Below are 25,794 nucleotides of genomic sequence, written 5' to 3'. Positions count from 1 at the left end.
ACAGTCCCGTATGATACTAGATTCCAAAATACCTGCTGGTCCTTTGGCAGAAAAATGGACTAAGCACAAGTTTAACAGCAAGCTGGTCAATCCGGCAAATAAAAGAAAGTACGAAGTCATTGTTGTGGGGACAGGCCTGGCAGGTGCTTCGGCGGCTGCTTCCCTGGCGGAGTTGGGGTATAATGTCAAAGCCTTTACTTTCCATGACAGTCCACGAAGAGCGCACTCAATTGCCGCTCAGGGTGGAATAAACGCTGCCAAAAACTATCAGAATGACGGTGACTCTGTATTCAGACTTTTCTACGATACTGTAAAGGGAGGTGACTACCGTGCTCGTGAAGCCAATGTCTACCGCCTTGCAGAAGTTTCGGTTAAAATCATTGATCAATGTGTAGCCCAGGGTGTTCCTTTTGCGCGCGAATACGGTGGATTGTTGTCTAATCGCTCTTTCGGAGGAGCTCAGGTTTCCCGAACTTTTTACGCCCGTGGACAAACAGGACAGCAGTTGCTTTTAGGCGCATATTCAGCACTGAGCAGACAAGTAGCCAATGGTAAAGTGAAACTCTATCCTCGCTCTGAGATGATGGATGTGGTCATGATTGATGGCCAAGCCAGAGGTATTGTCACAAGAAATTTGATTACAGGCGCAGTAGAGACTCACACCGCCCATGCGGTTTTGCTGTGTACCGGTGGATACGGTAACGTATTTTATCTCTCAACAAATGCAATGGGTTCCAATGTAACGGCGGCTTGGAGAGCTCATAAGCGCGGTGCTTACTTTGCGAACCCTTGCTTTACTCAAATTCACCCGACCTGTATACCTGTATCCGGTGATCATCAGTCCAAGTTGACCTTGATGTCCGAATCCTTGAGAAACGACGGACGAGTATGGGTTCCGGCTACAAAAGAGACCGCTGAAAAACTCAGAAAAGGAGAAATTAAGGTGAACGACATCAAGGAAGAAGATCGGGATTACTTCTTGGAAAGAAAGTACCCTTCCTTTGGTAACCTTGTCCCTCGAGATGTTGCTTCCCGAAATGCAAAATATGTCTGCGACGAAGGTCGAGGTGTAAATGAAACTGGCGAAGCTGTATTCCTTGATTTCCGTGACGCAATCAAGCGTGACACCAAGGCCATCATCGCCTCTAAATATGGTAACCTCTTTGACATGTACAAGCAGATTACCGGAGAGGATCCTTATCAAGTACCAATGATGATCTATCCTGCGGTTCACTACACGATGGGTGGTCTTTGGGTAGATTACAATTTGATGACAACAATCCCGGGATTATATGCTTTGGGTGAGGCGAATTTCTCCGATCACGGAGCAAACCGACTTGGTGCATCTGCTTTGATGCAGGGATTGGCGGATGGATATTTTGTGATTCCATATACTATAGGAGATTATTTGGCTCAGACCCTTCCTAAGTCAATCGATGCAAATCATCCTGAATTCATCAAGGCAGCTGAAGAAGTAAAAAACAGAATCAGCCAATTGCTGAAAATAAATGGTAAAAAATCTGTCGACTACTTCCACAAGAAACTTGGTAAAATTATGTGGAATGAATGTGGAATGGCTCGATCAGCTGAAGGATTAAAGAAAGCAAAAGCCGAGATCAAAGAATTGAAAAGAGATTTTTGGGCTGATGTAAAAGTGCTGGGAACCAATGAAGAATTAAATCTCACCTTGGAGAAGGCTCATCGTGTGGCTGATTTCATTGAACTCGGTGAATTGATGATTGATGACGCACTCAGCAGAGAGGAGTCCTGCGGAGGACACTTCCGTGAAGAATATCAAACTCCGGAAGGTGAAGCACTACGCGATGACGAAAACTTTGCTTATGTCGCAGCATGGAAGTATATGGGTGAAAATCAAGAAGAAGAGCTTCACAAAGAGCCTTTGGTTTTCGAAAATGTGAAGCTTACCCAGCGCTCTTACAAATAACTTCAAGACCAAAATTCATAGTAATATGCAATTGACTTTAAAAATCTGGAGACAAAAAAACGCATCGGACAAAGGTGGATTTGCCACTTATCCGGTGGATCATGTCTCCAAAGACATGTCTTTCTTAGAAATGTTGGACGTGTTGAATGAAGAACTAACTGAAAAAGGGCAAGATCCTGTACATTTTGATCACGATTGCCGGGAGGGTATCTGCGGAAGTTGTTCACTGTACATCAATGGCAAGCCTCACGGACCACTTCAAACTACCACTTGTCAGCTTCATATGAGGTCTTTCAATGATGGAGAAACAGTTACTATTGAGCCTTGGAGGGCAAAAGCTTTTCCTGTTCTGAAAGATTTGGTGGTAGATAGATCTGCATTTGACCGAATCATTCAAGCCGGCGGTTATGTTTCTGTCGGAACGGGAGGAGTACCTGATGCCAACGAAATTCCTGTTCCAAAAACTATCGCTGACCTCGCAATGGATGCGGCCCAGTGTATCGGATGTGGTGCTTGCGTAGCAGCCTGCAAAAATGCCTCTGCAATGCTCTTCACCTCTGCCAAAGTTTCCCAACTGGCTTTGCTTCCGCAGGGTCAAGTGGAACGAAAAACAAGAGCAGAAAAAATGGTGGCTCAAATGGATGCAGAAGGTTTCGGTGCTTGTACCAATACAGGTGCATGCGAAGCAGAATGCCCAAAAGGTATTTCTATCACCAATATTGCGCGGATGAACAGAGAATATTTCTCAGCAGTAGTAAGTAGCGAAAACCTTTAATTTTAAAAAATTAAGAAGAAAGCCAGGCCTCGGGTCTGGCTTTTTTTGTTTCACTATTTCAAGACTAAATTGAATTATTATATCATTTTTTACTTAAAAACCCAATAAAATTGGGTAAATGGCTCAATTTAGCTACCTTTGAAAAATTATATTCTAAAATCAATTTGAGTCAAAACCAAACTAGTAATGCATCTCATAGATCTGGGGATCTTCATAGCCTACATGCTCGCCATGCTTGGAGTAGGATATTATTTCATGAAAAAGAACTCCAATCAGGAAGATTATTATGTAGGAGGGCGTTCGATAGGTAGTTGGCATATAGGCCTGTCTGTGGTAGCTACGGATGTAGGAGGGGGATTTTCCATTGGACTTGGAGGATTGGGTTTTGTGATGGGGCTTTCAGGTTCATGGATGCTTTTTACCGGATTAATCGGTGCTTGGCTGGCGGCAGTTATTTTGATTCCCAGGGTAAAATCAGACCCTGCTTTTTCTCATTTTTTCACTTTTCCACAGATCATCGGGCACCTTTTTGATTCACGAGCGGCCAAAGTCGCTGCGGTAATTTGCTTTTTGGGATACCTCGGTTTCACATCCTCTCAACTCCTTGCCGGTGCCAAACTTGCTTCAGGGACTTTTCAGGGAATTGAACTTCATTCGGCACTGCTCATCATGGGTATAATCGCTGTGGTCTACACCGTAATGGGTGGACTCAAAGCTGTGATTTACACAGACACTATTCAGTGGATTATTTTGATGCTTGGATTGATGTTTATTGGTATCCCAATGGCTTTTTCATTTGTGGGAGGATGGGAAGGGATCACGCAGACTTTACCTCCGGAATTCTTTGCTTTCAATAATCTCAGATGGCAGGATCTTGTCAATTGGGGAATAACGATCATCCCGATTTGGTTTGTGGGAATGACGCTTTATCAGCGAATCTTTGCGGCGAAAGATGAAAAATCCGCCAAAAAAGCATGGTTTATCGCCGGACTTTTTGAATGGCCAATCATGGCGTTTCTGGGTGTTTCATTAGGCTTGCTTTCCCGTGTGGCCGTAGATCAAGGGGTGCTGGAAGGCTTCACCGCACAGATGGATCCTGAAATGGGCCTACCTGTGTTACTCAGTCAGATTTTGCCGGCTGGGATTTTGGGTTTGATGATGTCCTCCTATTTTTCAGCGGTGCTTTCGACTGCAGATTCCTGCCTGATGGCTGCCTCAGGCAATCTTTCTACAGATTTGTTAGGAAAATATTTAAAAAATAAATCGCACAAACAGGAAGTCCGGATCAGTCAGGTTTTGACTTTGGGAATAGGGATTTTGGCGGTTTTTCTTGCTTGGCAAATGACAGAAGTACTCAGTCTCATGTTATATTCCTATGCTTTTATGGTTTCGGGGCTGCTGGTACCGGTGGTTGCCGGACTCTTTTTCAATCAACGAAATCCCAAGGCTGCCGTAACTTCTATGATTTGCGGAGGAACGGTGACTGCAGGACTTACCATTTTGGAAGCTCAATTGCCTTTCGGGCTGGATCCGAATTTCTTCGGGATATTAAGTTCACTTGTGGCCTTTTTGGCAGTAAATAAAATTTCAAACAAAAAATGATAAACTCTACTGATATGAATACTTTAGAAACACTTTCAGCTATCGATAATGCGACTTTTCTCCAAAAAAATGAAATCGCTGATTTTCTTGTTGAGCATTTGGGGAAATTTGGAGATCCAAAAGCAGACATTATGAAATGCTTGGATTACGCCTTGGATTCCGGCCTTCAGGCAGGAGGATTCGTAGTCTTGGCCAAAGAAAATGCAAAAATCGTCGGAGCGCTCGTCATGAACAAAACAGGAATGTCCGGTTACATTCCGGAAAATATCCTAGTCTATATCGCTGTGGATGCAAGTCAGCGAGGTAAGGGAATCGGTGGGAAAATAATGGACATTGCGATCAAAATGGCCAATGGTGCTGTCGCACTTCATGTCGAAGCGGACAATCCTGCGCGTAAACTTTATGAGCGATTGGGCTTTACCAATAAATATTTGGAAATGAGACTAAACCGGAAATAAAATGGCAAGTCTGACATTAAATCTAGAAAAGCTTAAGATTAACTATGAGTTTTTGAAAAACCTCTTTGAAGAAAAAGAGGTGACATGGGGTGTAGTATCCAAGTTGCTTTGCGGGAATAAACTTTTTCTACAGGAATTGATTAATCTGGGGATCCGGGAAATTCACGATAGCCGGATTTCAAATCTAGCTATGGTCAAGCGCCTGAATCGATCCATTCAGACAGTCTACATCAAGCCTGTTTCCAAGAAGAATGTCTCTCAGATGGTGGAATTTGCCGATGTGAGTCTGAACAGTGAATTGGAGACGATCCGAATGATCAGCGAAGAGGCTGTAAGACAGGACAAACTCCACAAAATCATCATTATGGTGGAAACTGGCGACCTTCGGGAAGGAGTGATGGGGGAAAATTTGGTAGATTTTTACGAGGAGATTTTTGAATTACCGAAAATCGACGTGATTGGACTGGGAACCAACCTTAATTGTCTGAATGGAGTCATGCCAAGTACAGACAAGCTGATTCAACTTTCGCTCTACAAGCAGATTATCGAGCTGAAATTTGGACGAAAAATCCCATGGGTTTCGGCTGGTACCTCAGTGACGATCCCGCTGATATTTTCCCACCAATTACCAAAGGGGATCAACCATTTCCGGGTAGGGGAGACCTTATATTTTGGAGTTGATTTGGTAGGCGAAAAAGTAATAGAAGGAATGCAGGGGGATGTTTTTGAACTGGAGGCTGAGATTATTGAGCTTCAGGAAAAGCCGCTTTTGCCATCGGGCGTTTTGGGCGCCAACCCACAGGGGGAATTTGCCGATATTGATGAGTCTCTCTACGGGAAGACCTCAATTCGGGGAATTTTAGACATCGGATTGCTTGACGTAGATCCGAAATATTTGATCATTAATGACCCGGAAATTGAAATTTTGGGAGCCAGTTCGGATATGTTGATCATTAACCTTGGAGCGAATCAAAAAGGCCTTAAAGTAGGTGATACAGTGATTTTTAGCCTAAAATATATGGGTGCGCTGGCTTTGATGAACTCCAATTATATCGAGAAGGCAGTCGTTTAAACTAAACCTCCTGACATTCGGGAATTGGGTATTGGCATTGTTTTGGGTTTTTATGTCTCAGAATAAATCCAGAAACCCATGAAAAAAGTTCTTTTAATATTTTCCCTGACAATTTTAATCGCTACGAGTGCAAGTGCACAATCGGGGATTGGAATAAGAGGAGGAGCCAATTTCTTTAATTTTGGAGGAGATGATGTTGCGGATAATGATTATACCAATCGAACCGGATTCCATGCAGGAATTTACGCAAGCATCCTGGGCGGCAGTGCCATCTCTCTGGAGCCTGGAGTTTACTATTCGATCAAAGGAACCCAAAATAAAGATGCTGCCAATACCCGATCGGTTTTGGACTATGTTGACGTTCCACTTCTTTTAAGATTGAAAGTTGGAGAAGGCTTTAATTTCTTCGGAGGACCTCAGGTTTCCTTCCTTGTCAAGTCCAAGTTTGAAGGTGATTTTGGAAATTCTACGGTTTCTATAAACACAAATAACATTAAAGATACCGATGTCGGATTTGTCTTTGGTATCGGATATAACCTTCCCAAGGGAGTAAATGTCCAAGGTTCGTATGATTACGGATTGACTCCAATATTCAAAAACAGTAATGCAGATGTATATAACAGGGGCTTTAAAGTCTCTTTAGGCTATACTTTTTAATATGAGCGTTGGTTTGAAAGGGTTGCGAAAGCAGCCCTTTCTTATTTTATCTCTGCAATCCAATTTCGGATAAGTTCCACTCCTTCCTGATCTACAGTAGTTCGCCCTATTTCCGGCATGGCTACACCTACTTTTGTTGAACTCATGCGGTGAATCACTATCGATTCATCCGGTTTGCCGGGAACAATATCAAACTTGAAACTTCCTGCGCCACTACCTGCAGCGATTGGAGTTTTGTTAATTCCCAATTTCATCCGATCTCTTTGATCATAGGTGAGAAACAAGCCTGATGTACTTGCCGGGCCCTCGGCTCGGTGGCAGTGTGCACAATTGATGTCTAGGTAAGCCATTGCCCGATCATCCAAGGCTTGACTTGTATCTTGGTAATTTACCATAGCTGGATGGGCAGCAGGTTCATTAAAGCCCTCCAAAACGCCCAATTCTGTCCAATGTGCCAACTGGTTGGCCTTGGTGGTTCCGTATGCTATTTCATTGTTCAAATGCTTGACTTGCATCCCTATCGGTGACAGTATTTCATCTTTGTTATGGCAGCTTTTGCACTGATTTTTGTTGGGGACCAAGTAATTGATCAGTTGCTCCTTTCCTTGGTTGTCGATAAAGCGGACATTGATTTCACCACCGACTACTTTAAGCACTGCCTCGGTTTGGCTTTCGTTCCAGATGTAAGGATAAGCCTGCCAGCCTTTTTTCTCATGAATCATCAGGCGGGTTTCGATTATTCTTCGCTCTTCCTCAGGTTTTCTAAAGTCTGCGGGATAATAGAAGTTTTTTATTAAAACCGATCCATGTGGAAGGTAGAGATCTTCACCGTCAATTTTTGCTTTTTCTCCGGTAGGAATAAATAAGAATCTGCTTTTCAGTGCATAGTCTGTAAAAAGGGATGAAGCTGGTTGGTAAAATATTACTGTTGAAGCAGGTATCAATTGTTTTATTTCTCCGGTAAAAAATCCATAAGTCGAAAGTCTGCGGTAGGGATAATTGCCATCTGCCACTTCCTTAGCCAGCACTTCTTCCGGTGCTAAAGGTTGGGGATTTATTTTATCGGGTGACTTTTGACAGGAAATCAAATAAATAAAGAATAATAAGATGACACTGATCGTGAAAACTCCGTTTTGCGTAACTTTTTGACTAATCTTCATGGCTGCCAAATTATAGTCCTGCAAGACCGGTGATATCTGTTTTTACCGCCACTTTACAATTCTGGAATAATTGATAGTCTTTGAAGGCATCAATATTTTTTTCGCCATCCAATAAAAAGAACCTTGTAAATCGAAGGTTTTCGATGTCGGGTTCCTGGATACAGATTCTCATGGGATTGGAGTTAATAGTAGCGCTGATATTTTCATCCCAAATTCCATCGTATATAATGTCCTGAGTTTTGCCAAATCCATAGGCGTTATACACTAAAACCAATTTGCCGAGCTCTCTGGAAAAATCCGGGAATCGATACCAATTGCGCTCGTATTTATTGTCATGAAGGAAGATATCGGTTGTATAAGGAGACCAATTTGGAGCTTCAGCCGGAAATCCGGTGATTTGATAACTCGCAATGGATACTCCTGAAGTCTTATTTCTCAATATTCTGTTCCCATAGATCTCTACTTCTTTAGCTGCCAGGAGTATTACTCCGGATCCTGGAGGAACCATCGTTACGGTATTTCCATTTGGATCTTCGCCCATGGGAGTCGCAAAATTTTCATGGTTGTTGTCAATGATGTCGTTATCGTAGATTTTAGTGCCCTTACCGTCAGATTTTGGAAGTCCGGGAAGGTTAAACACCAAGATTCCTCCCGAATTATTCCTCGCCGTATTGCCGAAAACCTCTGCGTTATCGCAGTTTTCGATTTCAATACCTGCCACATTTCCAAAAGCAAGGGAGTTTTTGACCACTATATTTTCGGATTGGCCGACATAGATTCCGGCATCTTTGGAGTGAGAGGCGATACATTCATCGATCACCACATTTTTACACTGTACAGGATAGATGGCGTAAGTTCCATTTTTGGATTTATCACCGTTCGTCCAAGTGACGTTGATCCTTCGGAAAATCATTCCGTCGGTATGCTGTGCTTTGATGCCATCGCCCGGTGCATCTGCAATGCTTAAATCGGCTATGCTGATATTGTTTCCGACAATTTTTACGCCTTCTCCCCCGGATTTCAGATTACGGAATGAGAGGACTGTTTGGTCCATCCCTGCTCCCTTTATTTTCACAGCAGTTTTGTTGTCCAGGATCAATTGGGTATTCATTTCATAGAATCCCGCAGGGATTTCAATGGTGGAGGAATCTTCGGCCATGATGAAGGCTTCAACGATTTTATCAATATCTTCTCGGGACACTCGTGTCAACTTAGATGAGTCAAAGGTCTGCTCGGTAGTACTGCTACCACAGGAAAAATAGACCAGTCCCGCGATCAAAAGGAGGATTGAATTCAGAAAGTTTCTCATCGTGATTTCTAGGCTTTGGGTTAATAATAATTAAATCTACCGCATAGCCATAAAATAATCTTTTGAGAAAAGTCAAATAATCAGATTTTTCCCCGGATCCGGCTTAGCGTTTCAATGCTCATGTCCAAATAGGTGGCAATCTGTCCGACGGATGCTCGTTGGATAATTTTTGGGCGGTAATCCATCAGATCCAGGTACCGATCTCGGGCAGATTTGAATTTTGAAAATATCAACTGCTCCTCAAGTGAAACATAATACCGCTCGAGAATCAGCCTGTAGGTTCGTTCGAGGTCATGATGTTTCTCGAATAGTTTTAAAAGTGATTCATATTTTATCCGTGCCACCTTTGTCTTTTCCATTGCCTCGATATTCTCATAGGAAGGTTTTCTGGAAATAAAGGAATGCATCGCTGTCAAAAACTCTCCCTCCAGCGAAAATGAGACGGTTATATCCTTGTTTTCTTTTCTGTAAAAACTTCTAGCCGAGCCTTCTATAATAAAATACAAGTGGTCACAAACTTTCCCTTCTTGCTCAAGCAATCCCCCTTTATCCACCAAAAGTGAATCCAGTTCCTTTTCAAAGGCAATTTTAGCTTCCTCGCCAAGGCCCGGAAACTGGTCAAACATGTTAATGTTATTCTTCATCTGTTTTTTTAAAAAAGTCAAGGATAATTACTAATTGGGTTATCAAACGTTAGTTTTACGGAAATTATAAATATTTGAATCATGAGAAAAGTTTTGATGGCATTCTTTCTGGTCGGAATAGCGGCCACAGCACAGGCACAATTTGGAGTAAGGGCAGGTTTTAATTCAGCTAACTTCTCAAATACCAATTTTGAAGCAAAAGCCGGATTTCATTTAGGAGCATATTATTCGATTGGGACAGATTTTATTTCGTTTGAGCCTGGAATCCAATATTCCCAAAAAGGGTATCAAGGAACAGAGGCTGGTACCGGTAGATCAGTCGACGAGAAGTTAGGTTATATTGATATACCGGTGCTTGTGCGGTTGAATTTGATTCCGTCCGTCAATATTTTCGCTGGTCCTCAGGCTTCTTTGTTAGCATCAAGCGTTTACAAATTGGGTGATGATACTTTTGACAGTTCGGCAGCCATAAGAGGATATGACCTCGGTGGAGTAGTCGGTGCCCAGGTAAAGTTGCCAATGGGTCTTAATGCACAGGCAAGCTACGATTTTGGGCTCAGTTCTCTCAATTACTACAATACAGATGTCAAAAATCAGGTATTCAAAATCTCCTTAGGGTATTCTTTTGGAAGTAATAATGAATAACTACTAAATCTTAAGAGCCTAGCTCAAAACTGCTGTTTGTCACATTGAGCGAAGTCGAAATGTTGTTGCATTCGCTGTAAATGGCCTTCGACTCCGCTCAGGCTGACACCTTCAGTCCTTTTGAGACAGCCTCTTCATTTTTTAATTCGGTTTGGGTTGTCTTCAATAAATGATTTCCACCCTTCATTTCTGCCTCGGGTTTGGACTCTTCCCTCGTGGAAATGATGGCAAAGTGCCACAGCCAATGCATCGGTAGCATCTAGCATTTTTGGCAATTCAGTCAGATTGAACAAAGTTTGTAGCATTGCAGCCACCTGTTCTTTTGACGCGTTTCCGTTCCCTGTGACGGATTGCTTTACTTTTTTTGGAGAATATTCGGTAATAGGAATCTCACGCGCCAAAGCGGCCGCCATAGCTACTCCTTGAGCTCTTCCCAACTTCAGCATGGACTGCACATTCGCCCCATAAAATGGAGCTTCCAAAGCCATTGTGTCGGGCAAAAATTCATCAATAATTCCTGTGACCCGCTCAAAAATCTTCTTCAGTTTCAGCTCATGGGTCTCGTACTTCTTAAGGTGAATGACGCCATATTGAAGTATTTTATACTTTTTACCCTCAGTCGTGACCAGTGCGTAACCCATCACATTGGTACCCGGATCGATACCTAGGATTATTTTTTCGTTTGGCTCTTTTTTCTCTTCTTTACTCACTGCCGCAAGTTAGCCGAAAAGATGATCAGTTTTTACCTCCTTTGGACAGGGTGCTATTTTGTTTTGCTTTGCTTGCTTGGAATGAGATGGCCCAAAAAACAATCCAGTGACGATTCTGATAATTTTTTTCCCAAAGTAACTTTATTGATTCCTTTCAGAAATGAACTGGAAAATCTCGGGAATCTGGCAGAGGAGCTATCCAAATTGACCTATCCTGATTTACGCATTCTCTTGGTGGATGATCAAAGCGAAGACGGTTCCTTTTTGCTTTTTAAGGAGAAGTTTGAGACAGACAGCCGGATCCATGTCATTCAAAGTACCGGAATCGGTAAAAAAAGAGCACTTGAAATTGGTGTTCAAGCCGCCGAAGGAGATTTGATTCTTTGTTCGGATGCAGATTGTCGCTATCCAAATAATTGGGTAGAGCGAATGGTGGGGCCTTTTATGGATCCGGAAATTCAGTTGGTAGCCGGACCGGTCATCAGTGCTGGTCAGCACAATTTTTTTCAGAGGTTTCAACAGATTGAGTGGTCGAGTATTTTGCTGCTAACGCAGTTCTTTTTCAGTCACAAGCGGCCATTGATGTGTAGCGGAGCAAACCTTGCCTATCGGAGACAAGCTTTTCAATCCGTCAATGCCTATGGTCAAAACTTGCAGTATTTGTCTGGAGATGATGAGTTTCTGCTGAAGAAAATAGCAGCACGATATGGTAAAGAGAGCTGCATGTACCTCCCCTTTATTGGGAGCCTGGTTTGTACCCAGCCTCAGAAAAGTTTATCCAACTTGCTAAACCAACGCATAAGATGGGCTGGAAAATGGAAGGCGCATCGGAGTTTTGTTCATGCTTTTTCAGCGTTGCTTTCCTTTTTAACCCAACTTACTTGGCTTTTAAGTCTGCTTTTACTTGGACTAGGCAAAGTAGGATTCATGGTTTTTCTACTGGTTTGGATAGGAAAGATTCTCTCAGAAAGGATGGCATTGGGAATGGTTTTGAATACTTTATCACTCAGATTTTCATTTGTTGACTTTGTCAAAACCGCAATAGCCCATCCGTTCTATGTTATTCTTGTCGCTTTTGGTGCGATTTGGGGAAAATTTACGTGGAAAGGCCGTGCCAATTGAAGAATCCTTAATTTAGCTTTTGAATTGAAAATTATGAGCGACACGGAATTTGACTTGCTCGATGAGCTTTATTTTGTACAGACCTACGACTTTATTAAAGAATCCCTGAAATGGGAAGATGAACTACTGCTGGAGACACTGAATTCCCTATATCAATCGGGAATGATAAAATGTCTGAGTGCACCGGATACGGAGCGGTTTGATCAGGTGGATCTCTTTAAAGAAGGAAAAAATCTCTTCTATCTCGCAACCAAAAAGGGTCTCATGGCCCACAACACGCTATAATCCTTGATCGACGAGACCTATAAATACCAAAGAAAAGAGCTGGAGCTGAAGGCGCTGCTGGAGATCACGCAGGCGATCAATGAGAATCAGTCTGAGGCGACGCTTATCAATATTTTTAAATTTACCTGCCTTGTCCATCTCGATATCAAGTCGCTGATCTTATACGTGGCAAAAAGTGAGGTTTTTGAAAGAAAAATTTCGCATGGCGTCAAAAGAAAAATTCCCCAGACTCTTCATTCTTCAGATGTTATAGACAAAAAGGAAAGTGGACAACTTCAAATTCAACTGAGCGAAGAATACACTTTTGAGGAGCTTGAGACCTATCTGCCTGTCTATCATAAAGATCACATGCTGGCAATTCTTTTTCTGAAAAGAAAGTCGGCGGAACAAGAGTTGGATCTGAATTTCACGCAAGCCCTGGCCAATATTCTTGTGGTTGCTTTGGAAAATAAACGCTTCGCCAGAAAACAGCTTGAACAAGAAGTTCTCAACCGTGAGGTTGCCATCGCCTCCCAGGTTCAACAGATGCTTTTTCCGGCTTCCCTTCCCAACACTAAAGCACTCAAAGCCAAGGTCACCTACTATCCACACAGTATGGTGGGCGGGGATTATTATGACTTGATTGAGAAGTCGGAAGATATCGTCTATTTCTGCATTGCGGATGTTTCCGGAAAAGGAATTTCCGCCGCACTCCTGATGTCTAATTTCCAAGCCGCATTACGGACGTTGCTTCGCAGTGATGCAGACTTCAGGGTGATAATCCAGCAGTTGAATTACACACTGATTGAAAACACCAAGGGTGAACGATTTATCACTTTTTTTCTTGGAGAATATAATCGCAAAACAAAAAAACTCAGGTATGTGAATGCCGGTCATAATCCGCCGATTCTCTGTTGGGAAAAATTATTGAAAAGTGAAATTTTAGAGGCTGGAACAACAATTTTGGGAGCTTTTGAAGAACTTCCATTTCTTGAAATAGGGGAGCGAGAAAACCTGACCAATTTCACTATCCATTTGTATACCGATGGACTCACAGAGGCGATGAACCCTGAAGAAGAAGAATTTGGAGAGGAGCGCTTTCAAAGCTTTGTGGACTTGCATCTGGGCATGAATCCCGAAGATTTTCACCAGGAGTTTTTTGGCCAAATGCAATCCTTCACCAAGAAGGTCGCATTACGGGATGATTTGACTTTGCTGAGTTTGAGATTCAGTTAGACTATGGTTTGGCACACTCTTCCACGGGCTGTTCAGTTGCTTTTTCCAAAACGGGTTTGGAAAGGTGATTCCTCGGATAAGCGTGTTTATCTGACCTTTGACGATGGCCCTGTACCCGGTGTCACAGATTTTGTATTGAATGAATTGGCCATTCGGGATCAAAAGGCAACATTTTTCATGGTAGGGGACAATCTCCAAAAATTCCCAAAATTGGGGAATGAAGTTTTGGAACAAGGGCATCGGATCGGCAATCATACCCACAATCACCTCAATGGATGGAAAACCAATGATGCTGATTACCTCAAAAACATTCAGGCATTTGATCAGGTGTTAGACACTACCTTGGGAGTTAAGACTCAGCTGTTTCGTCCACCCTATGGGCTCATGAGGAATTCGCAAGCGAAAGCAGTGTTGCAATCGAAAGATGTAGTGATGTGGAATGTGCTGTCAGGAGACTATGATTTGTCTATTGAACCTTCTCGGGTTTTAACCAAAAGCATTCAGAATACCCGTTCAGGAAGTATAATTCTATTCCATGATCAACAAAAAACCAAAGAGGTTTTGCGAAAATTGCTGCCCGATTTTCTAGATTTCTTAGGTAGCAATGGATTTAAAACCAGTCTTTTGTGATGATGATCTGGCTTGTGGGGATTGTTGGACTACTGATCATCCAATACTTGCTGCTTCTGTTTTTTTTAAAAACGGGTTGGAAGGATCACTTTATAAAAACCGATGAGCTTCCCAAAGTCTCTGTTTTGATTGCCGCGAGAAATGAAGAAAAAGACCTTCCAAATCTATTGAGGAGTTTGGAGGGATTGAATTACCCCATTGAAAAACTTGAGATCTTGATTGCAGACGATCAGAGCCTTGATCAGACGGCACTGTTAATTGCGGCATGGGCCAAAAAAGGAGCGAATCGAAACCTGATATCCATCCAAGCTGAACCAAAAGATGAAATTCAAAGAAACGGAAAAGCAAACGCGCTTGCCGTTTTATGCGAAAAGGCTTCCGGAGATTTTTTCTTTTTCACAGATGCCGACTGCGAAGTTCCTCAAAATTGGATTCTGGAAGGCATCAATTGTTTTGGTCAAGAAGTAGGCCTGGTGTTGGGCATTACCCAAGTCAAAAGCAAGGGTTGGTTTGAAAAAATGCAGGAAATCGATTGGTGGAATACCTTGGGTATTGTCAAAATTGTAACTGATTTAAAACTTCCCACCACGGGTTTGGGAAACAATATGGTGATCAGCCGTCCTGCTTATTTGGCTAGTGGAGGATTTGAAAAAATTCCATTTTCGCTTACGGAAGATCTGGAAATTTCCAAAGCGATCAGAAAGGTTGGGTATAGCATCAGACATCAAGTCAGCGAAAATTTCCTTGTCAAAACCAAAGCCGAAAAGGGCTTGAACGCGCTACTTCAACAACGAAAACGATGGATGGCAGGTGCCATGACACTTTCCTGGGCTTGGAAAACTTTACTGGGACTTCAATTTTTGTTCTTCCCGGCAGTATTGGTATTAGTAGCACTGCATTGGTCACTCGGGCTAATTTTATTTGGATCCAAAATCATTATTCAAAGTCTGTTTCTTGCTTTTTTTTCTAAAAAGGGCGGTCAAAAAATCGGAACAATACCATTACTCTTGTTTGATTTTTACCAGATATGGAACCTTAGCCTGACGATTCTTTATTACTTTTGGCCCGGTCAAGTAGAATGGAAATCCCGCAAATACGCATGAACTTAATCGATACCCACGCACATATATATTCTTCCAAGTTTGACTCGGACCGGGATGAGGTCATTGCGGAAATCAGGCAGGCTGGCATAGAACGGATCTATATGCCCAATGTGGATGTGGAAACGATCGACAGCATGCTCGAATGCGAGTCTAAATACGGTGACCTGTGTATTCCGATGATGGGGCTTCATCCCTGTGATGTCAAGGAGGATTTTGAACAGCAGCTTTACATCATGGAAGATTGGCTCAACAAGCGGTCTTTTGCAGCAGTAGGAGAGATTGGAACAGATTTGTATTGGGATAAGAGTGCCTTTGAGCGACAAAAGGAAGCGCTTAATATTCAGATTGCTTGGGCTAAGGATCGGAATCTACCCGTCGTGTTGCATTGTCGGGAGTCTATCGATGAGACTATTGAGATCATCGAAAAAGCGCAGGATGGTACGTTAAAAGGAATTTTCCATTGTTTTACCGGGAATTTGGACCAAGCCAAAAAGATTATAAAACTCGGATTTTTGCTGGGGATTGGCGGAGTGGCAACTTATAAAAATGGAGGTCTTGATCAGGTTATTCCTTTTATTGGGATTCAAAATTTGGTATTGGAAACCGATGCGCCCTATTTGGCACCGGTTCCATATAGAGGGAGAAGAAATACGCCGGCCTATTTACCGGCTATTGCACAGCGCGTAGGGGATTTTCTAATGGTTTCTTCGGACGAAGTTGCTAAAGTTACCAAATCCAATGCGTTGAAATTATTTAAGGAAATAAATCATGAATTATAAAATTGTTCGCCTTAACACTGGTCTAAAAACTGCAAAAACAGCTTCTGTTTTAATTATTTATACCGGAGGCACGCTTGGAATGGCCTATGACGACTCAGGTGCGCTAGTTCCTTTCAATTTTGGACAGATTCTGGAAAAGATCCCGATCCTTTCCAATATGGATATTGCGATTACTGTAATTTCATTTCCCGAACCTATCGACTCTTCCAATGTGACGATGAGACATTGGATTGATATGTCCTATATCATTTATGAGAACTATGACAGCTATGATGGCTTTGTCGTATTGCATGGAACGGATACGATGGCTTACTCGGCTTCAATGTTGAGCTACATGCTTCAGGGCTTAAATAAGCCTGTAATCTTTACTGGCGCTCAGTTGCCTATTTCAGCTATGCGGTCGGATGCCCGAGAGAATTTGATGACAGCACTGGAGATCGCTACGGCAAAAATCAGTGATCGCCCTATCGTACCGGAAGTCTGTATTTTTTTCAATCATATGTTGCTCCGTGGCAATCGATCCAAAAAAGTGCAAAGTATTCATTTCGATGCCTTCGAGTCAGAAAACTATCCCTCACTCGCGGAGGCAGGTATAGTGATAGATTATAATATGAATGCCATTCGTCCCTTTGAACCCAAAAGGAAGCTGATTAAAATGAATCACCTGGATAATCGCGTGATGATTTTGAAGCTTTTCCCGGGAATCACAGACAAAATTATGGATGCTTGCTTCAATATTGATGGGCTTCGAGGGGTGGTATTGGAGACTTATGGGTCAGGAAACAGTCCTTCGGAAGCTTGGTTTATGAGATCTCTTGATCGAGCGATCAAAAAAGGAGTGATCATCCTGAATGTGTCCCAGTGTAATGGTGGTCGAGTGATCCATGGAAGATATGAGACTAGCAAGGAGTTATTGGCTGTAGGTGTAGTCAGTGGTGCCGATATGACTACTGAAGCCGCTGTGACCAAAATGATGTATTTATTGGGGCAGAATTACACTCGGGAAGAAATATGTAAAAAATTAACCCAGTCTATAGCAGGAGAGATTACTGCGTGATTTTACCGGAATTTTGGAAATGGGTTTGGAATCGGCGGGAATAATAATTTTCTTTGCACTCCGATTCGCAAATCAGCGACGAATCAGCACAGAGAGGTGTCCGAGTGGCTGAAGGAGCACGCCTGGAAAGTGTGTATACCCCTCAAGGGTATCGAGGGTTCGAATCCCTCTCTCTCTGCGGAAAGTCAGCCCCCAAAAAGGCTGGCTTTTTTTTTAATTTTTAAAAAAGTGACACCCGATTGCTTCAAGCAAATCGACCTGAAAAAATAAGGAAAGAGCGTTCGATTAATATTTCTATTCTGGAATGCCTAATTAAGATCTTTTTTGGTAAAAATTCCGCCAATGAATCTGCATGAGATTTTTCTTTTTAATTAAAAGCAGAAAAGAGTTGGGTAATTTGATAAAAAATGGATAAGCTTGAATCTTAATAAAGTTATTTAAATGTAATTGCTTGAAAATTCCTTTGGTATACAATGAGAATTGGTTTTATGAAAATCAAAAAGAGGTTTTCATTAATCCATTCATGTAAAAATTGCCTTAATTTCGATTTAAACAGGGGATTCTTTCAAAAAAGTTAAAAGAGCCCATTGTTTTTTGAATTTAAAAAATCATAACTTTAAAGTTCGATTTTAATCTAGAAACCATTTAACCTTTATCAAAAGTCTAATTCAAAACACATTATGAGAAAGTTAATCGCTTTGTTCATGCTTGCAGGTATCATGTTCGTTCCTGTCTTTGCTAACGCACAAGATGCATCAGCAGATACTGCTGCAGCAGTAACCCAAGCAGCTCCAGCTGCATCTCCAACTATCGTTGACGACGAAATTGTCGCCGAGGAACAAAGCTTCCATCAGGTGATCAAAGAAAAGTTTATCGAAGGAGATCCACTTTACATGACTCCTGTATTGATCTGTTTGATCTTGGGTCTTGCTATTGCTCTTGAGAGAATCATCTCTCTTAACTTGGCAACTACTAACACCAAAAAATTAATCTTGAAAGTAGAGGACGCACTTTCAACTGGTGGAATCGAAGCTGCTAAAGATGTGACTAGAAACACCAAAGGTCCTGTAGCATCAATTTTCACCCAAGGCCTGATGAGATACTCTGAAGGAATTGAAATGGTAGAAAAGTCCATCATTGCTTATGGCTCTGTTGAAATGGGTCGTTTGGAAAAAGGTTTGGTATGGATTTCCCTATTTATTTCCCTTGCACCGATGTTGGGTTTCATGGGTACGGTAATCGGTATGATCGGAGCATTTGATGCAATTGAAGCAGCCGGTGATATCTCTCCTTCATTGGTAGCAGGTGGTATTAAAATCGCCCTTTTGACTACAGTTGCTGGTTTGATCGTTGCGATTATCCTTCAATTGTTCTACAATTACCTTGTATCGAAAATTGATTCTCTGGTTAACGATATGGAAGATGCTTCCATCTCCTTGGTAGACGTGTTGGTAAAGCACAAATTGACCGGTAAATAATCCGATCAGTCAATTTTGACTAAATCAAATCAATCCAATTAACTAAGAATCGATACTATGGATACTTATGATATCATGCTCTATGTGAGCTATGCACTAGTTGGAATTGGAGCTGTAGTTTCCATTCTGATGCCTCTTTTCAAATCGCTAGATGATCCGAAAAGCCTCCTGAAAACAGGCCTTGGTGTTGTAGCCATCTTGGTTCTTTTCTTTGTCTGCTATAGCATATCCGGCAACGAAGTATTACCAAAATTTGAAAGTGATCCCTTCAATTTGACGCCAGCCATGTCTCAAATGGTCGGTGGTCTTATGATCACTACTTATGTGTTGACCATTGTTGCCCTCGTTGGCATCGTTGTCACAGAATTCAACAAAGCTATCAACTAATAAAATGGCAAGAAAGAAAAGCAGAGAGGTTACTGAGGTTAACGCAGGCTCGATGGCTGACATCGCATTTCTGCTGTTGATCTTTTTCCTCGTCACCACCACGATCGCTTCGGATAAAGGAATTTTAAATATTCTGCCTCCAAAGCTTGATCCGAATATTCCGCCACCAGATATCAAGAAGAATGAGCGTAACATCTTCAATATCCTGATTAACGCGAATGATGATCTTCTTGTGGAAGGTGAATACAGGAGGACCCCAGAGGGATTGGATAGTGAAATCAAAGACTTTATCCTAAACTTTGGAGCACCTGACGAAGAGGCTTTAGTGTTATTTAATTCGTTACCTGCGTCTCTTCAGGCTCAGGCACAACGTAGACCTGAGTCCTCCGATCACCCGAAAGAAGCGGTTGTTTCTATTAAAACAGACCGTGGTACCAGTTACGAACTTTATTTGGAGGTATTTGACCTTGCAAAAAAGGCTTATTTCGAAATTTATGGTGAGCGCGTTGGTCTTGGTGCAGATGAATATAGAACCTTGACCGGTAATGATGAAGCTTCAAAACTTCTCCAAGATCGCGGCAAAGAGGGAATTCCTATGGCTATTTCAATTGCAGAACCAAATAAAATAGGAGGGAATTGATATGTCAAAGTTTAAGAAAAAGACTAATACATCTACCAATATTCCAACCTCAGCGTTGCCGGATATTATCTTCATGCTTCTGTTCTTCTTCATGGTGACTACTGTACTTAGAGAGCAGGATCTTTTGGTTGAACAAAAGATTCCACAGGCCACTCAGCTACAGAAGCTTCAAAAGAAAACGTTAATTTCTTACCTATTCATAGGAAAGCCGAAAAATACGGGATTATACGGATCTGAGCCTAGAATTCAGGCCAATGATGTCTTAATAAGTGCGCCTGAAATTGTTCAATGGGTCAACCAAGAGCGGGATATGCTTCCTGAATCAGATCGTGGATTGATTACCATTTCCATGAAAATTGATAAAGAGGTGAAAATGGGTCCTATTTCTGATGTTCAGACCGAATTAAGAAATGCAGACGCTCGAAGGGTACTTTATGCCTCCACAGGCAAAGTTCCGAATTAAGTTTTCAACCTTTATATTTAAAGCCATTCGCTTAGCGAATGGCTTTTTTGTTTAAAAAAAATGAAACTAACGCTCTCCAACAAAAATAAGGTTCAAGGTGCATGGGCTATGTACGATTGGGCCAATTCTGTTTATAGTTTGGTTATTACCTCAACGATTTTCCCAGTTTATTACAACAGTGTAACCAAGGGAATTGATGGCTCCGATCGGGTCAAATTTTTTGGTTGGGAAGTGGTCAACACTGTTTTGTACTCTTATTCTATTTCATTTTCCTTTTTGATCATCGCCATTTTATCTCCCTTACTTTCAGGGATAGCTGATGCTTCGGGGAAAAAGCTGTCCTTCATGAAATTCTTTGCCTATTTGGGTTCAATTTCTTGTATTGGATTATTCTTCTTTGATGGAAATAATTTGGAGTTTGGAATTATGTGCAGTGTTTTGGCAAGTATAGGCTATGCCGGAAGTATAGTGTTTTACAATGCGTACCTTCCTGAAATAGCGGAAGAGCACGAATACGATTTTCTAAGCGCCCGAGGCTTTGCCTTGGGATATATTGGGAGCGTGATTTTGTTGGTTTTTAACCTCTTGATGATTCAATTTCCAGAATGGTTTGGGGTGCCTGAAGGAAGTTTTGCAGCTCGTTTTTCGTTTTTGATTACCGGTATTTGGTGGGCAGGATTTTCCCAGATTCCTTTTCGGATACTCCCTAAAAATCCCTACAAAAAGAAAATTGAAAGTAAATTCCTCCTTAAGGGATATGAAGAAATAAGTAAGGTGTTTGCTCAGGTCAGAAAAATACCTGTCATGAAGCGATTTCTGGCGTCCTTCTTTTTTTATTCCATGGGGGTACAGACCGTTATGTATCTGGCCGCTTCTTTTGGGGATAAGGAATTGGGATTGCCGGGAGATCAATTGATCCTTACTGTTCTCATTATTCAGTTTGTGGCGATTGGAGGAAGTTATCTCTTTGCATTCATTTCCAAAATCTTCGGCAATAAAATTAGTTTGATGATCATGGTCTTTATTTGGATCGGGATCTGTGGGGCAGCCTATTACGTGTATTCAGTATATGAATTTTATGCTTTGGCCTTTGTGGTGGGAATGGTGATGGGTGGAATTCAATCGCTATCGCGATCTACTTTCTCTAAGTTAATTCCTGAGGAAACCACCGAGCATGCCTCTTTTTTCAGTTTTTATGATGTGACTGAAAAGCTCGCCATTGTCATCGGCACCTTCACTTACGGCGCTATTGAGCAGTTGACTGGTAGTATGAGAAATAGCGCTGTTTCTTTGGGATTCTTCTTTTTGGTAGGATTGGGCTTTCTTTTACTTGTAAGTATTCCTAAAAAGTCATTTACGCCCCAAGCTATCCAATGATGCTAAAAATCCTTTCAGGTAATCAGGTCAAGGCACTCGATGCCGCTCATGTGAAATTGAAAAGGATTTCCAGCTTAAACCTTATGGAGTGCGCTGCCGTCGGTTTTATAGATTGGTGGAAAAGTAAAAATTTTGATAAAAACAGTCCGATCTATGTGTTTTGTGGTGCCGGAAACAATGGTGGCGACGGATTTGCTATTGCGAGATTATTGTATCAATCCGGGTTCCATATTCAAGTTTATAAATGTTTTGGGGATGCTACACGACTGAGTCCGGATGCATCCATCAATTTCAAACTTCTTCCCGAGGAAATCAGGCTAAAGTCTTGGCAGGAGTTTGATTTTCCGAACGAGGGGATTTTGATTGATTGCTTTATAGGAGTGGGGTTTCAGGGAGCGTTGCGAACGGAGGCTCAGGAGATCATCAGCAGCATTAATTCATTTCAGGGAAAGGTAATTTCTGTTGACACTCCCAGTGGATTACCCTCAGACGATATGTTGAAAGGAGTCTCTGTCAAGGCAGATTACACCGTTACTTTTGCTTTTCCCAAACTTTCCCTGCTATTCCCTGAGCATGGACACTATACAGGCGACTTGGTTTTAGTAGATATTGGGATAGGGGAAGAGGAGTATTTGCCATTTGAAAGCCCATATTTCTTTCTTCGTAACAAGGATATTTCTGGGTTTCACCGAAAATATAGTCGGTTCTCACACAAAGGAGATTTTGGGAAAGTTTTGATAGCCGCGGGGAGCGTTGGCAAAATGGGTGCGGCAATCCTTTCTGCCAAGTCCGCCCTCCGAACAGGCTCCGGGTTGGTGAATGCTTTAATTCCTGAATCCGAGCGACATATTATTCAAATTTCGGTACCAGAAGTCATGTGCCTTTTTGGTCTCCCCAAGGATTTAACAGGTTTTGATGCAATTGGTATCGGTCCCGGAATAGGGTTTGAAAAAAAAGCTGAATTGCTAAAGTCCCTTTTTGAAGGGTATAGGAAGCCCATGATCCTGGATGCTGATGCGATCACCTTGCTGGGAGAGCATCCTGAATTGCTTTCGCTCATCCCCAAAGGAAGTATTCTGACTCCACATCTGAAGGAATTTGACCGGATTTTGGGGAAAACGGTTAACCATAAAGTACGGCTTCAGAAAGCGGCTGATTTTTGTAAAAAATGGAATCTTAATCTTCTGATCAAAGGTGCCAACTCAGTAATCTGTTTGGCTGATGGAAGACAGATTTTCAATAGTTCGGGTACATCCTATATGGCAACTGGAGGTTCGGGTGATGTACTGACCGGGATGATTACTTCCTTTCTCGGGCAGGGATACAGTCCGGAGGCTGCTATGATTTGCGGGGTGTATCAGCATGGGTTGGCAGGAGAAATCGCCGGAAAGGGGAAGCGGAGAGGGACGATTGCTTCTGATATAATCGATGCAATTCCCGAGACCTTTGTTCGATTGGATATTTCCTGAAATAATTCAGAATGCAGCAAACTTAATTTTTCACTTCAAGGTTTTCAAACCATAGATTTTTGTCATGCAAAAAGAAAAAGCGATTCTTTGGACGCTCGCCGCCATCAATTTCATTCATATTGTAGATTTTATGATTCTCATGCCGCTGGGGCCGCAGCTGATGAGAATCTTCGATATCGGACCCAGTGAGTTTAGTCTCCTGGTTTCCTCCTATACCTTCAGTGCCGGAATTTCCAGCTTTTTTGGAGCTTTTTTTCTGGATCGATTTGATCGGAAAAAGATATTGATTTGGGTCTATGTGGGATTTACTATCGCCACATTGGGATGTGCACTTTCCCCGACTTATGCGGTGCTTTTAGTAGCAAGAGTGCTTTCAGGTGTATTTGGAGGGCTTACTTCTGCCTTGATTTTGGCGATAATAGGTGATGTGATACCTGACGAAAGAAGGGGGCGGGCGATGGGTTTGGTAATGGCAGCATTTTCCGTGGCCTCGGTCATGGGAGTTCCTATGGGTTTGTTTCTTGCAAGTCTCTCAAGCTGGCACACACCATTTTTTATTCTTACAGGCCTGTCGGTGATGAGTTTTGGAATGATTTACAAATTCATTCCGCCAATACGGGAGCATTTGGGTAAAGAAATCAAGCGTCCGCATCCTTTGCAGGTGATCTCCCGGGTGACCAGTAACGGCAATCAGATGCGAGCAATCTCGCTCTCAATCATGATGATGTTCGGACAGTTTATGATCATTCCGTTTCTGAGTCCATACAATGTCGCTAATGTGGGATTTTCAGAATTGGAGCTGACCTATATCTATATGGCAGGGGGAGCTTTCACTATTTTTACCTCTCCATGGGTCGGGAAGTTGTCAGATAAGCACGGGAAACTAAAAATCTTCACCATTTTCATGTTACTCAATTTGATCCCAATTGGAATCATTACCCATTTAGGCGTCACTCCGATCCCGTTTGTGTTGATGATCACGACGATGTTTTTTGTGACTTCCAATGGGCGCTACGTGCCTGCTGCGGCAATTATTACTGGTACTGCCAAGCCTGAAAATCGGGGAAGTTTCCTGAGCTTCAATTCAGCCGTCCAGCAAATTGCAGCAGGACTGGCGACATTGGCGGCAGGTCTGATTATCGGGGAAAATGAATCGGGCCAATTGACCAACTTCCATATCGTCGGCTATCTGGCCATCTTCTTCAGTGTACTATGCATTCCATTGGCGAGAAGGGTGAAGGTGGTGAGTTAAAAAAAAATCCCGACTCTCATCGGGATTTCACTTTTTTTTAAAATTCTGCGTTTCCTGGTGTCCTTGGAAAGGCAATTACATCCCGGATATTTCCCATGCCGGTGACAAACTGCACCATTCGCTCAAAGCCCAATCCAAAGCCTGCATGCGGTGTAGATCCAAATCTGCGGGTGTCAAGGAACCACCACATTTCTTCCTTTGGAATATTCATTTCATCCATTCTGGCGGTAAGCACATCCAGTCTTTCCTCTCGCTGGGATCCACCTATAATTTCTCCGATGCCAGGGAAAAGGATATCCATGGCCGCCACTGTCTTTCCGTCTTCATTTTGACGCATGTAGAAAGACTTGATTTCCTTGGGATAGTCAGTGAGGATGACCGGTTTTTTGAAGTGTTTTTCTACCAGATACCGCTCGTGCTCAGACTGAAGATCTGCCCCCCAACTTTCAATGAGGTATTGAAATTTCTTTTTCTTGTTTGGATTAGAATTTCGCAGGATATCTATGGCCTCCGTATAGGTGATTCTTACGAATTCATTATCCACCACAAATTTGAGTTTATCCAATAAATTCAGTTCGCTTCGCTGATCGGTTGGTTTGGAGCTTTCTTCTTCCAAAAGTCTGGATTCCAAAAACTTAAGATCTTCCTGACAGTTTTCCAGAGCATATTGGATGAGATACTTCAGGAAATCCTCTGCCAGATCCGCATTGTCTTCTGCGTCATAGAAAGCCATTTCAGGCTCGATCATCCAGAATTCCGCCAAGTGACGGGTAGTGTTGGAGTTTTCGGCCCGGAAAGTAGGGCCGAAGGTATAAATCTCGGAAAGGGCCATGGCTGCCAATTCGCCTTCTAATTGACCGGAGACGGTGAGATTTGCTTCTCTTTCGAAGAAATCCTTCTTAAAATCGATGGATCCATCCTCCTTTTTTGGAGGATTACCGATGTCAAAAGTGGTGACCTTGAAAGGCTCACCAGCTCCCTCAGCATCTGATGCCGTGATGATTGGGGTGTGGATATAAAAGAATCCCTTATCATTGAAGTACTTGTGAACAGCAAACGCAAGTGCATGCCTCACTCTAAATACCGCCCCAAAGGTATTGGTCCTCATTCTTAAGTGAGCGATTTCTCTTAGAAACTCTAGTGAGTGCTTTTTGGGCTGCAGTGGATACTTTTCAGGGTCTGCTTCACCGAGGACTTCAATGGTTTTGGCATTCAGTTCGGAGGCCTGACCGGATCCCTGAGATTCTACCACCGTTCCTGTGATTTTAAGACAGGAACCTGTGGTGCATTTTTTAAGGACTTCCTCAGAAATCAGATTAGGATCGGCCACTACCTGATAGTTGGTAATGATGGAACCATCATTGAGCGCGATGAAAGAAACATTTTTATTGCTTCTTTTGGTGCGAACCCAACCCATGAGCGTGACTTCTTTCCCGATTGGATTTTGATCGAGGATGGTCTTGATTTTGACCCGTTTGTTAAATGCCATTGGAGATTTTTTTTATCGGAAAAAGTTCTTTTCCGGCCATTTTTTAGTGGAATGCAAAAAAACGATTAAAT

Annotated in this window: 26 protein-coding genes and 1 tRNA gene; 22 read left to right on the top strand and 5 right to left on the bottom strand. The window is 42.3% G+C overall.

Annotated features, from left to right (window positions below; genetic code table 11):
- The first annotated feature begins 10 nt into the window (after window positions 1-10).
- The 6 genes from Q8M62_RS01500 to Q8M62_RS01475 all read left to right on the top strand — a co-directional run bounded on the left by Q8M62_RS01500 (window position 11) and on the right by Q8M62_RS01475 (window position 6,509).
- The gene (locus Q8M62_RS01500; protein WP_304899769.1) at window positions 11-1,945 is read left to right on the top strand and encodes a fumarate reductase/succinate dehydrogenase flavoprotein subunit; all 1,935 of its coding nucleotides are present in this window, start codon (window positions 11-13) and stop codon (window positions 1,943-1,945) included.
- A gap of 25 nt (window positions 1,946-1,970) precedes the next feature.
- On the top strand, window positions 1,971-2,720 hold the full coding sequence (locus Q8M62_RS01495; protein WP_304899768.1) for a succinate dehydrogenase/fumarate reductase iron-sulfur subunit: 750 nt from the start codon (window positions 1,971-1,973) through the stop codon (window positions 2,718-2,720).
- Between the two features lie 186 nt (window positions 2,721-2,906).
- On the top strand, window positions 2,907-4,322 hold the full coding sequence (locus Q8M62_RS01490; protein WP_304899767.1) for a sodium:solute symporter: 1,416 nt from the start codon (window positions 2,907-2,909) through the stop codon (window positions 4,320-4,322).
- 14 nt (window positions 4,323-4,336) lie between these two features.
- Window positions 4,337-4,780 (top strand): GNAT family N-acetyltransferase, encoded by a 444-nt coding sequence (locus tag Q8M62_RS01485; protein ID WP_304899766.1) that lies wholly within the window; start codon window positions 4,337-4,339, stop codon window positions 4,778-4,780.
- Window position 4,781: 1 nt separating this feature from the next.
- On the top strand, window positions 4,782-5,852 hold the full coding sequence (locus Q8M62_RS01480) for an alanine/ornithine racemase family PLP-dependent enzyme (protein ID WP_304899765.1): 1,071 nt from the start codon (window positions 4,782-4,784) through the stop codon (window positions 5,850-5,852).
- A gap of 78 nt (window positions 5,853-5,930) precedes the next feature.
- Window positions 5,931-6,509 (top strand): porin family protein, encoded by a 579-nt coding sequence (locus Q8M62_RS01475; protein WP_304899764.1) that lies wholly within the window; start codon window positions 5,931-5,933, stop codon window positions 6,507-6,509.
- A gap of 41 nt (window positions 6,510-6,550) precedes the next feature.
- Here the strand turns inward: Q8M62_RS01475 and Q8M62_RS01470 are convergent, their stop codons facing one another.
- From Q8M62_RS01470 to Q8M62_RS01460, 3 genes are all read right to left on the bottom strand, one after another.
- Window positions 6,551-7,669, bottom strand: a complete 1,119-nt coding sequence (locus tag Q8M62_RS01470; RefSeq protein WP_304899763.1) for an SO2930 family diheme c-type cytochrome — start codon at window positions 7,667-7,669, stop codon at window positions 6,551-6,553.
- Window positions 7,670-7,679: 10 nt separating this feature from the next.
- Window positions 7,680-8,978: a parallel beta-helix domain-containing protein gene (locus Q8M62_RS01465; protein WP_304899762.1), complete on the bottom strand. Its 1,299-nt coding sequence runs from the start codon at window positions 8,976-8,978 to the stop codon at window positions 7,680-7,682.
- Window positions 8,979-9,058: 80 nt separating this feature from the next.
- Window positions 9,059-9,622 (bottom strand): Crp/Fnr family transcriptional regulator, encoded by a 564-nt coding sequence (locus Q8M62_RS01460; RefSeq protein ID WP_092731043.1) that lies wholly within the window; start codon window positions 9,620-9,622, stop codon window positions 9,059-9,061.
- A gap of 81 nt (window positions 9,623-9,703) precedes the next feature.
- Between Q8M62_RS01460 and Q8M62_RS01455 the strand changes: the two genes are divergently transcribed.
- The gene (locus Q8M62_RS01455; protein WP_304899761.1) at window positions 9,704-10,267 is read left to right on the top strand and encodes a porin family protein; all 564 of its coding nucleotides are present in this window, start codon (window positions 9,704-9,706) and stop codon (window positions 10,265-10,267) included.
- A 134-nt stretch (window positions 10,268-10,401) separates the two neighbouring features.
- Here Q8M62_RS01455 and ruvC read toward each other — a convergent pair whose 3' ends face one another.
- Complete coding sequence (gene ruvC, locus Q8M62_RS01450; RefSeq protein WP_304899760.1) at window positions 10,402-10,977, bottom strand: crossover junction endodeoxyribonuclease RuvC; 576 nt, start codon at window positions 10,975-10,977, stop codon at window positions 10,402-10,404.
- A gap of 21 nt (window positions 10,978-10,998) precedes the next feature.
- Between ruvC and Q8M62_RS01445 the strand changes: the two genes are divergently transcribed.
- The 15 genes from Q8M62_RS01445 (at window position 10,999) to Q8M62_RS01375 (ending at window position 24,234) form a co-directional block, all read left to right on the top strand.
- Window positions 10,999-12,099 (top strand): glycosyltransferase, encoded by a 1,101-nt coding sequence (locus Q8M62_RS01445; protein WP_370690535.1) that lies wholly within the window; start codon window positions 10,999-11,001, stop codon window positions 12,097-12,099.
- Window positions 12,100-12,132: 33 nt separating this feature from the next.
- A complete protein-coding gene (locus Q8M62_RS01440; RefSeq protein ID WP_092731051.1) occupies window positions 12,133-12,384 on the top strand; it encodes a hypothetical protein in 252 nt (83 codons plus the stop codon).
- Window positions 12,385-12,387: 3 nt separating this feature from the next.
- Window positions 12,388-13,599 (top strand): PP2C family protein-serine/threonine phosphatase, encoded by a 1,212-nt coding sequence (locus Q8M62_RS01435; protein WP_304899759.1) that lies wholly within the window; start codon window positions 12,388-12,390, stop codon window positions 13,597-13,599.
- A gap of 3 nt (window positions 13,600-13,602) precedes the next feature.
- Window positions 13,603-14,229 carry a polysaccharide deacetylase family protein gene (locus Q8M62_RS01430; RefSeq protein WP_304899758.1) on the top strand — a complete coding sequence of 209 codons (627 nt, stop codon included), beginning with the start codon at window positions 13,603-13,605 and terminating at the stop codon, window positions 14,227-14,229.
- Complete coding sequence (locus tag Q8M62_RS01425) at window positions 14,229-15,332, top strand: glycosyltransferase (RefSeq protein WP_304899757.1); 1,104 nt, start codon at window positions 14,229-14,231, stop codon at window positions 15,330-15,332. Before Q8M62_RS01430 ends, Q8M62_RS01425 begins: the two co-directional genes overlap by 1 nt.
- A complete protein-coding gene (locus Q8M62_RS01420) occupies window positions 15,329-16,111 on the top strand; it encodes a TatD family hydrolase (protein WP_304899756.1) in 783 nt (260 codons plus the stop codon). Before Q8M62_RS01425 ends, Q8M62_RS01420 begins: the two co-directional genes overlap by 4 nt.
- Window positions 16,101-17,168 carry an asparaginase gene (locus tag Q8M62_RS01415; protein ID WP_092731059.1) on the top strand — a complete coding sequence of 356 codons (1,068 nt, stop codon included), beginning with the start codon at window positions 16,101-16,103 and terminating at the stop codon, window positions 17,166-17,168. Before Q8M62_RS01420 ends, Q8M62_RS01415 begins: the two co-directional genes overlap by 11 nt.
- A 90-nt stretch (window positions 17,169-17,258) precedes the next feature.
- A tRNA-Ser gene (locus tag Q8M62_RS01410) sits at window positions 17,259-17,346 on the top strand.
- A 502-nt stretch (window positions 17,347-17,848) separates the two neighbouring features.
- On the top strand, window positions 17,849-18,646 hold the full coding sequence (locus tag Q8M62_RS01405; RefSeq protein ID WP_304899755.1) for a MotA/TolQ/ExbB proton channel family protein: 798 nt from the start codon (window positions 17,849-17,851) through the stop codon (window positions 18,644-18,646).
- Window positions 18,647-18,703: 57 nt separating this feature from the next.
- The gene (locus tag Q8M62_RS01400; protein WP_304899754.1) at window positions 18,704-19,033 is read left to right on the top strand and encodes a hypothetical protein; all 330 of its coding nucleotides are present in this window, start codon (window positions 18,704-18,706) and stop codon (window positions 19,031-19,033) included.
- A gap of 4 nt (window positions 19,034-19,037) precedes the next feature.
- Complete coding sequence (locus tag Q8M62_RS01395; RefSeq protein ID WP_304899753.1) at window positions 19,038-19,673, top strand: biopolymer transporter ExbD; 636 nt, start codon at window positions 19,038-19,040, stop codon at window positions 19,671-19,673.
- A 1-nt stretch (window position 19,674) separates the two neighbouring features.
- The gene (locus tag Q8M62_RS01390) at window positions 19,675-20,136 is read left to right on the top strand and encodes a biopolymer transporter ExbD (protein WP_304899752.1); all 462 of its coding nucleotides are present in this window, start codon (window positions 19,675-19,677) and stop codon (window positions 20,134-20,136) included.
- 60 nt (window positions 20,137-20,196) lie between these two features.
- Window positions 20,197-21,513 carry an MFS transporter gene (locus Q8M62_RS01385; protein ID WP_304899751.1) on the top strand — a complete coding sequence of 439 codons (1,317 nt, stop codon included), beginning with the start codon at window positions 20,197-20,199 and terminating at the stop codon, window positions 21,511-21,513.
- The gene (locus Q8M62_RS01380) at window positions 21,513-22,982 is read left to right on the top strand and encodes an NAD(P)H-hydrate dehydratase (protein ID WP_304899750.1); all 1,470 of its coding nucleotides are present in this window, start codon (window positions 21,513-21,515) and stop codon (window positions 22,980-22,982) included. Before Q8M62_RS01385 ends, Q8M62_RS01380 begins: the two co-directional genes overlap by 1 nt.
- A gap of 64 nt (window positions 22,983-23,046) precedes the next feature.
- Window positions 23,047-24,234 (top strand): MFS transporter, encoded by a 1,188-nt coding sequence (locus Q8M62_RS01375; protein ID WP_304899749.1) that lies wholly within the window; start codon window positions 23,047-23,049, stop codon window positions 24,232-24,234.
- Window positions 24,235-24,271: 37 nt separating this feature from the next.
- Here Q8M62_RS01375 and asnS read toward each other — a convergent pair whose 3' ends face one another.
- Window positions 24,272-25,723 carry an asparagine--tRNA ligase gene (asnS, locus tag Q8M62_RS01370; RefSeq protein ID WP_305668002.1) on the bottom strand — a complete coding sequence of 484 codons (1,452 nt, stop codon included), beginning with the start codon at window positions 25,721-25,723 and terminating at the stop codon, window positions 24,272-24,274.
- Window positions 25,724-25,794: the final 71 nt, after the last annotated feature.

Origin of the sequence: Algoriphagus sp., from assembly GCF_030694375.1 — a bacterium.
Lineage (GTDB): Bacteria > Bacteroidota > Bacteroidia > Cytophagales > Cyclobacteriaceae > Algoriphagus.
Note: the sequence above shows the minus strand (reverse complement) of the source record. Positions and strands in the feature narration are given on the sequence as shown.

Coding starts and splice junctions, on each gene's coding strand:
- Q8M62_RS01500 (WP_304899769.1), top strand. CDS start 11: ATGATACTAGATTCCAAAATACCTGCTGGTCCTTTGGCAGAAAAATGG.
- Q8M62_RS01495 (WP_304899768.1), top strand. CDS start 1,971: ATGCAATTGACTTTAAAAATCTGGAGACAAAAAAACGCATCGGACAAA.
- Q8M62_RS01490 (WP_304899767.1), top strand. CDS start 2,907: ATGCATCTCATAGATCTGGGGATCTTCATAGCCTACATGCTCGCCATG.
- Q8M62_RS01485 (WP_304899766.1), top strand. CDS start 4,337: ATGAATACTTTAGAAACACTTTCAGCTATCGATAATGCGACTTTTCTC.
- Q8M62_RS01480 (WP_304899765.1), top strand. CDS start 4,782: ATGGCAAGTCTGACATTAAATCTAGAAAAGCTTAAGATTAACTATGAG.
- Q8M62_RS01475 (WP_304899764.1), top strand. CDS start 5,931: ATGAAAAAAGTTCTTTTAATATTTTCCCTGACAATTTTAATCGCTACG.
- Q8M62_RS01470 (WP_304899763.1), bottom strand. CDS start 7,669: ATGAAGATTAGTCAAAAAGTTACGCAAAACGGAGTTTTCACGATCAGT.
- Q8M62_RS01465 (WP_304899762.1), bottom strand. CDS start 8,978: ATGAGAAACTTTCTGAATTCAATCCTCCTTTTGATCGCGGGACTGGTC.
- Q8M62_RS01460 (WP_092731043.1), bottom strand. CDS start 9,622: ATGAAGAATAACATTAACATGTTTGACCAGTTTCCGGGCCTTGGCGAG.
- Q8M62_RS01455 (WP_304899761.1), top strand. CDS start 9,704: ATGAGAAAAGTTTTGATGGCATTCTTTCTGGTCGGAATAGCGGCCACA.
- Q8M62_RS01445 (WP_370690535.1), top strand. CDS start 10,999: ATGATCAGTTTTTACCTCCTTTGGACAGGGTGCTATTTTGTTTTGCTT.
- Q8M62_RS01440 (WP_092731051.1), top strand. CDS start 12,133: ATGAGCGACACGGAATTTGACTTGCTCGATGAGCTTTATTTTGTACAG.
- Q8M62_RS01430 (WP_304899758.1), top strand. CDS start 13,603: ATGGTTTGGCACACTCTTCCACGGGCTGTTCAGTTGCTTTTTCCAAAA.
- Q8M62_RS01425 (WP_304899757.1), top strand. CDS start 14,229: ATGATGATCTGGCTTGTGGGGATTGTTGGACTACTGATCATCCAATAC.
- Q8M62_RS01420 (WP_304899756.1), top strand. CDS start 15,329: ATGAACTTAATCGATACCCACGCACATATATATTCTTCCAAGTTTGAC.
- Q8M62_RS01415 (WP_092731059.1), top strand. CDS start 16,101: ATGAATTATAAAATTGTTCGCCTTAACACTGGTCTAAAAACTGCAAAA.
- Q8M62_RS01405 (WP_304899755.1), top strand. CDS start 17,849: ATGAGAAAGTTAATCGCTTTGTTCATGCTTGCAGGTATCATGTTCGTT.
- Q8M62_RS01400 (WP_304899754.1), top strand. CDS start 18,704: ATGGATACTTATGATATCATGCTCTATGTGAGCTATGCACTAGTTGGA.
- Q8M62_RS01395 (WP_304899753.1), top strand. CDS start 19,038: ATGGCAAGAAAGAAAAGCAGAGAGGTTACTGAGGTTAACGCAGGCTCG.
- Q8M62_RS01390 (WP_304899752.1), top strand. CDS start 19,675: ATGTCAAAGTTTAAGAAAAAGACTAATACATCTACCAATATTCCAACC.
- Q8M62_RS01385 (WP_304899751.1), top strand. CDS start 20,197: ATGAAACTAACGCTCTCCAACAAAAATAAGGTTCAAGGTGCATGGGCT.
- Q8M62_RS01380 (WP_304899750.1), top strand. CDS start 21,513: ATGCTAAAAATCCTTTCAGGTAATCAGGTCAAGGCACTCGATGCCGCT.
- Q8M62_RS01375 (WP_304899749.1), top strand. CDS start 23,047: ATGCAAAAAGAAAAAGCGATTCTTTGGACGCTCGCCGCCATCAATTTC.
- asnS (WP_305668002.1), bottom strand. CDS start 25,723: ATGGCATTTAACAAACGGGTCAAAATCAAGACCATCCTCGATCAAAAT.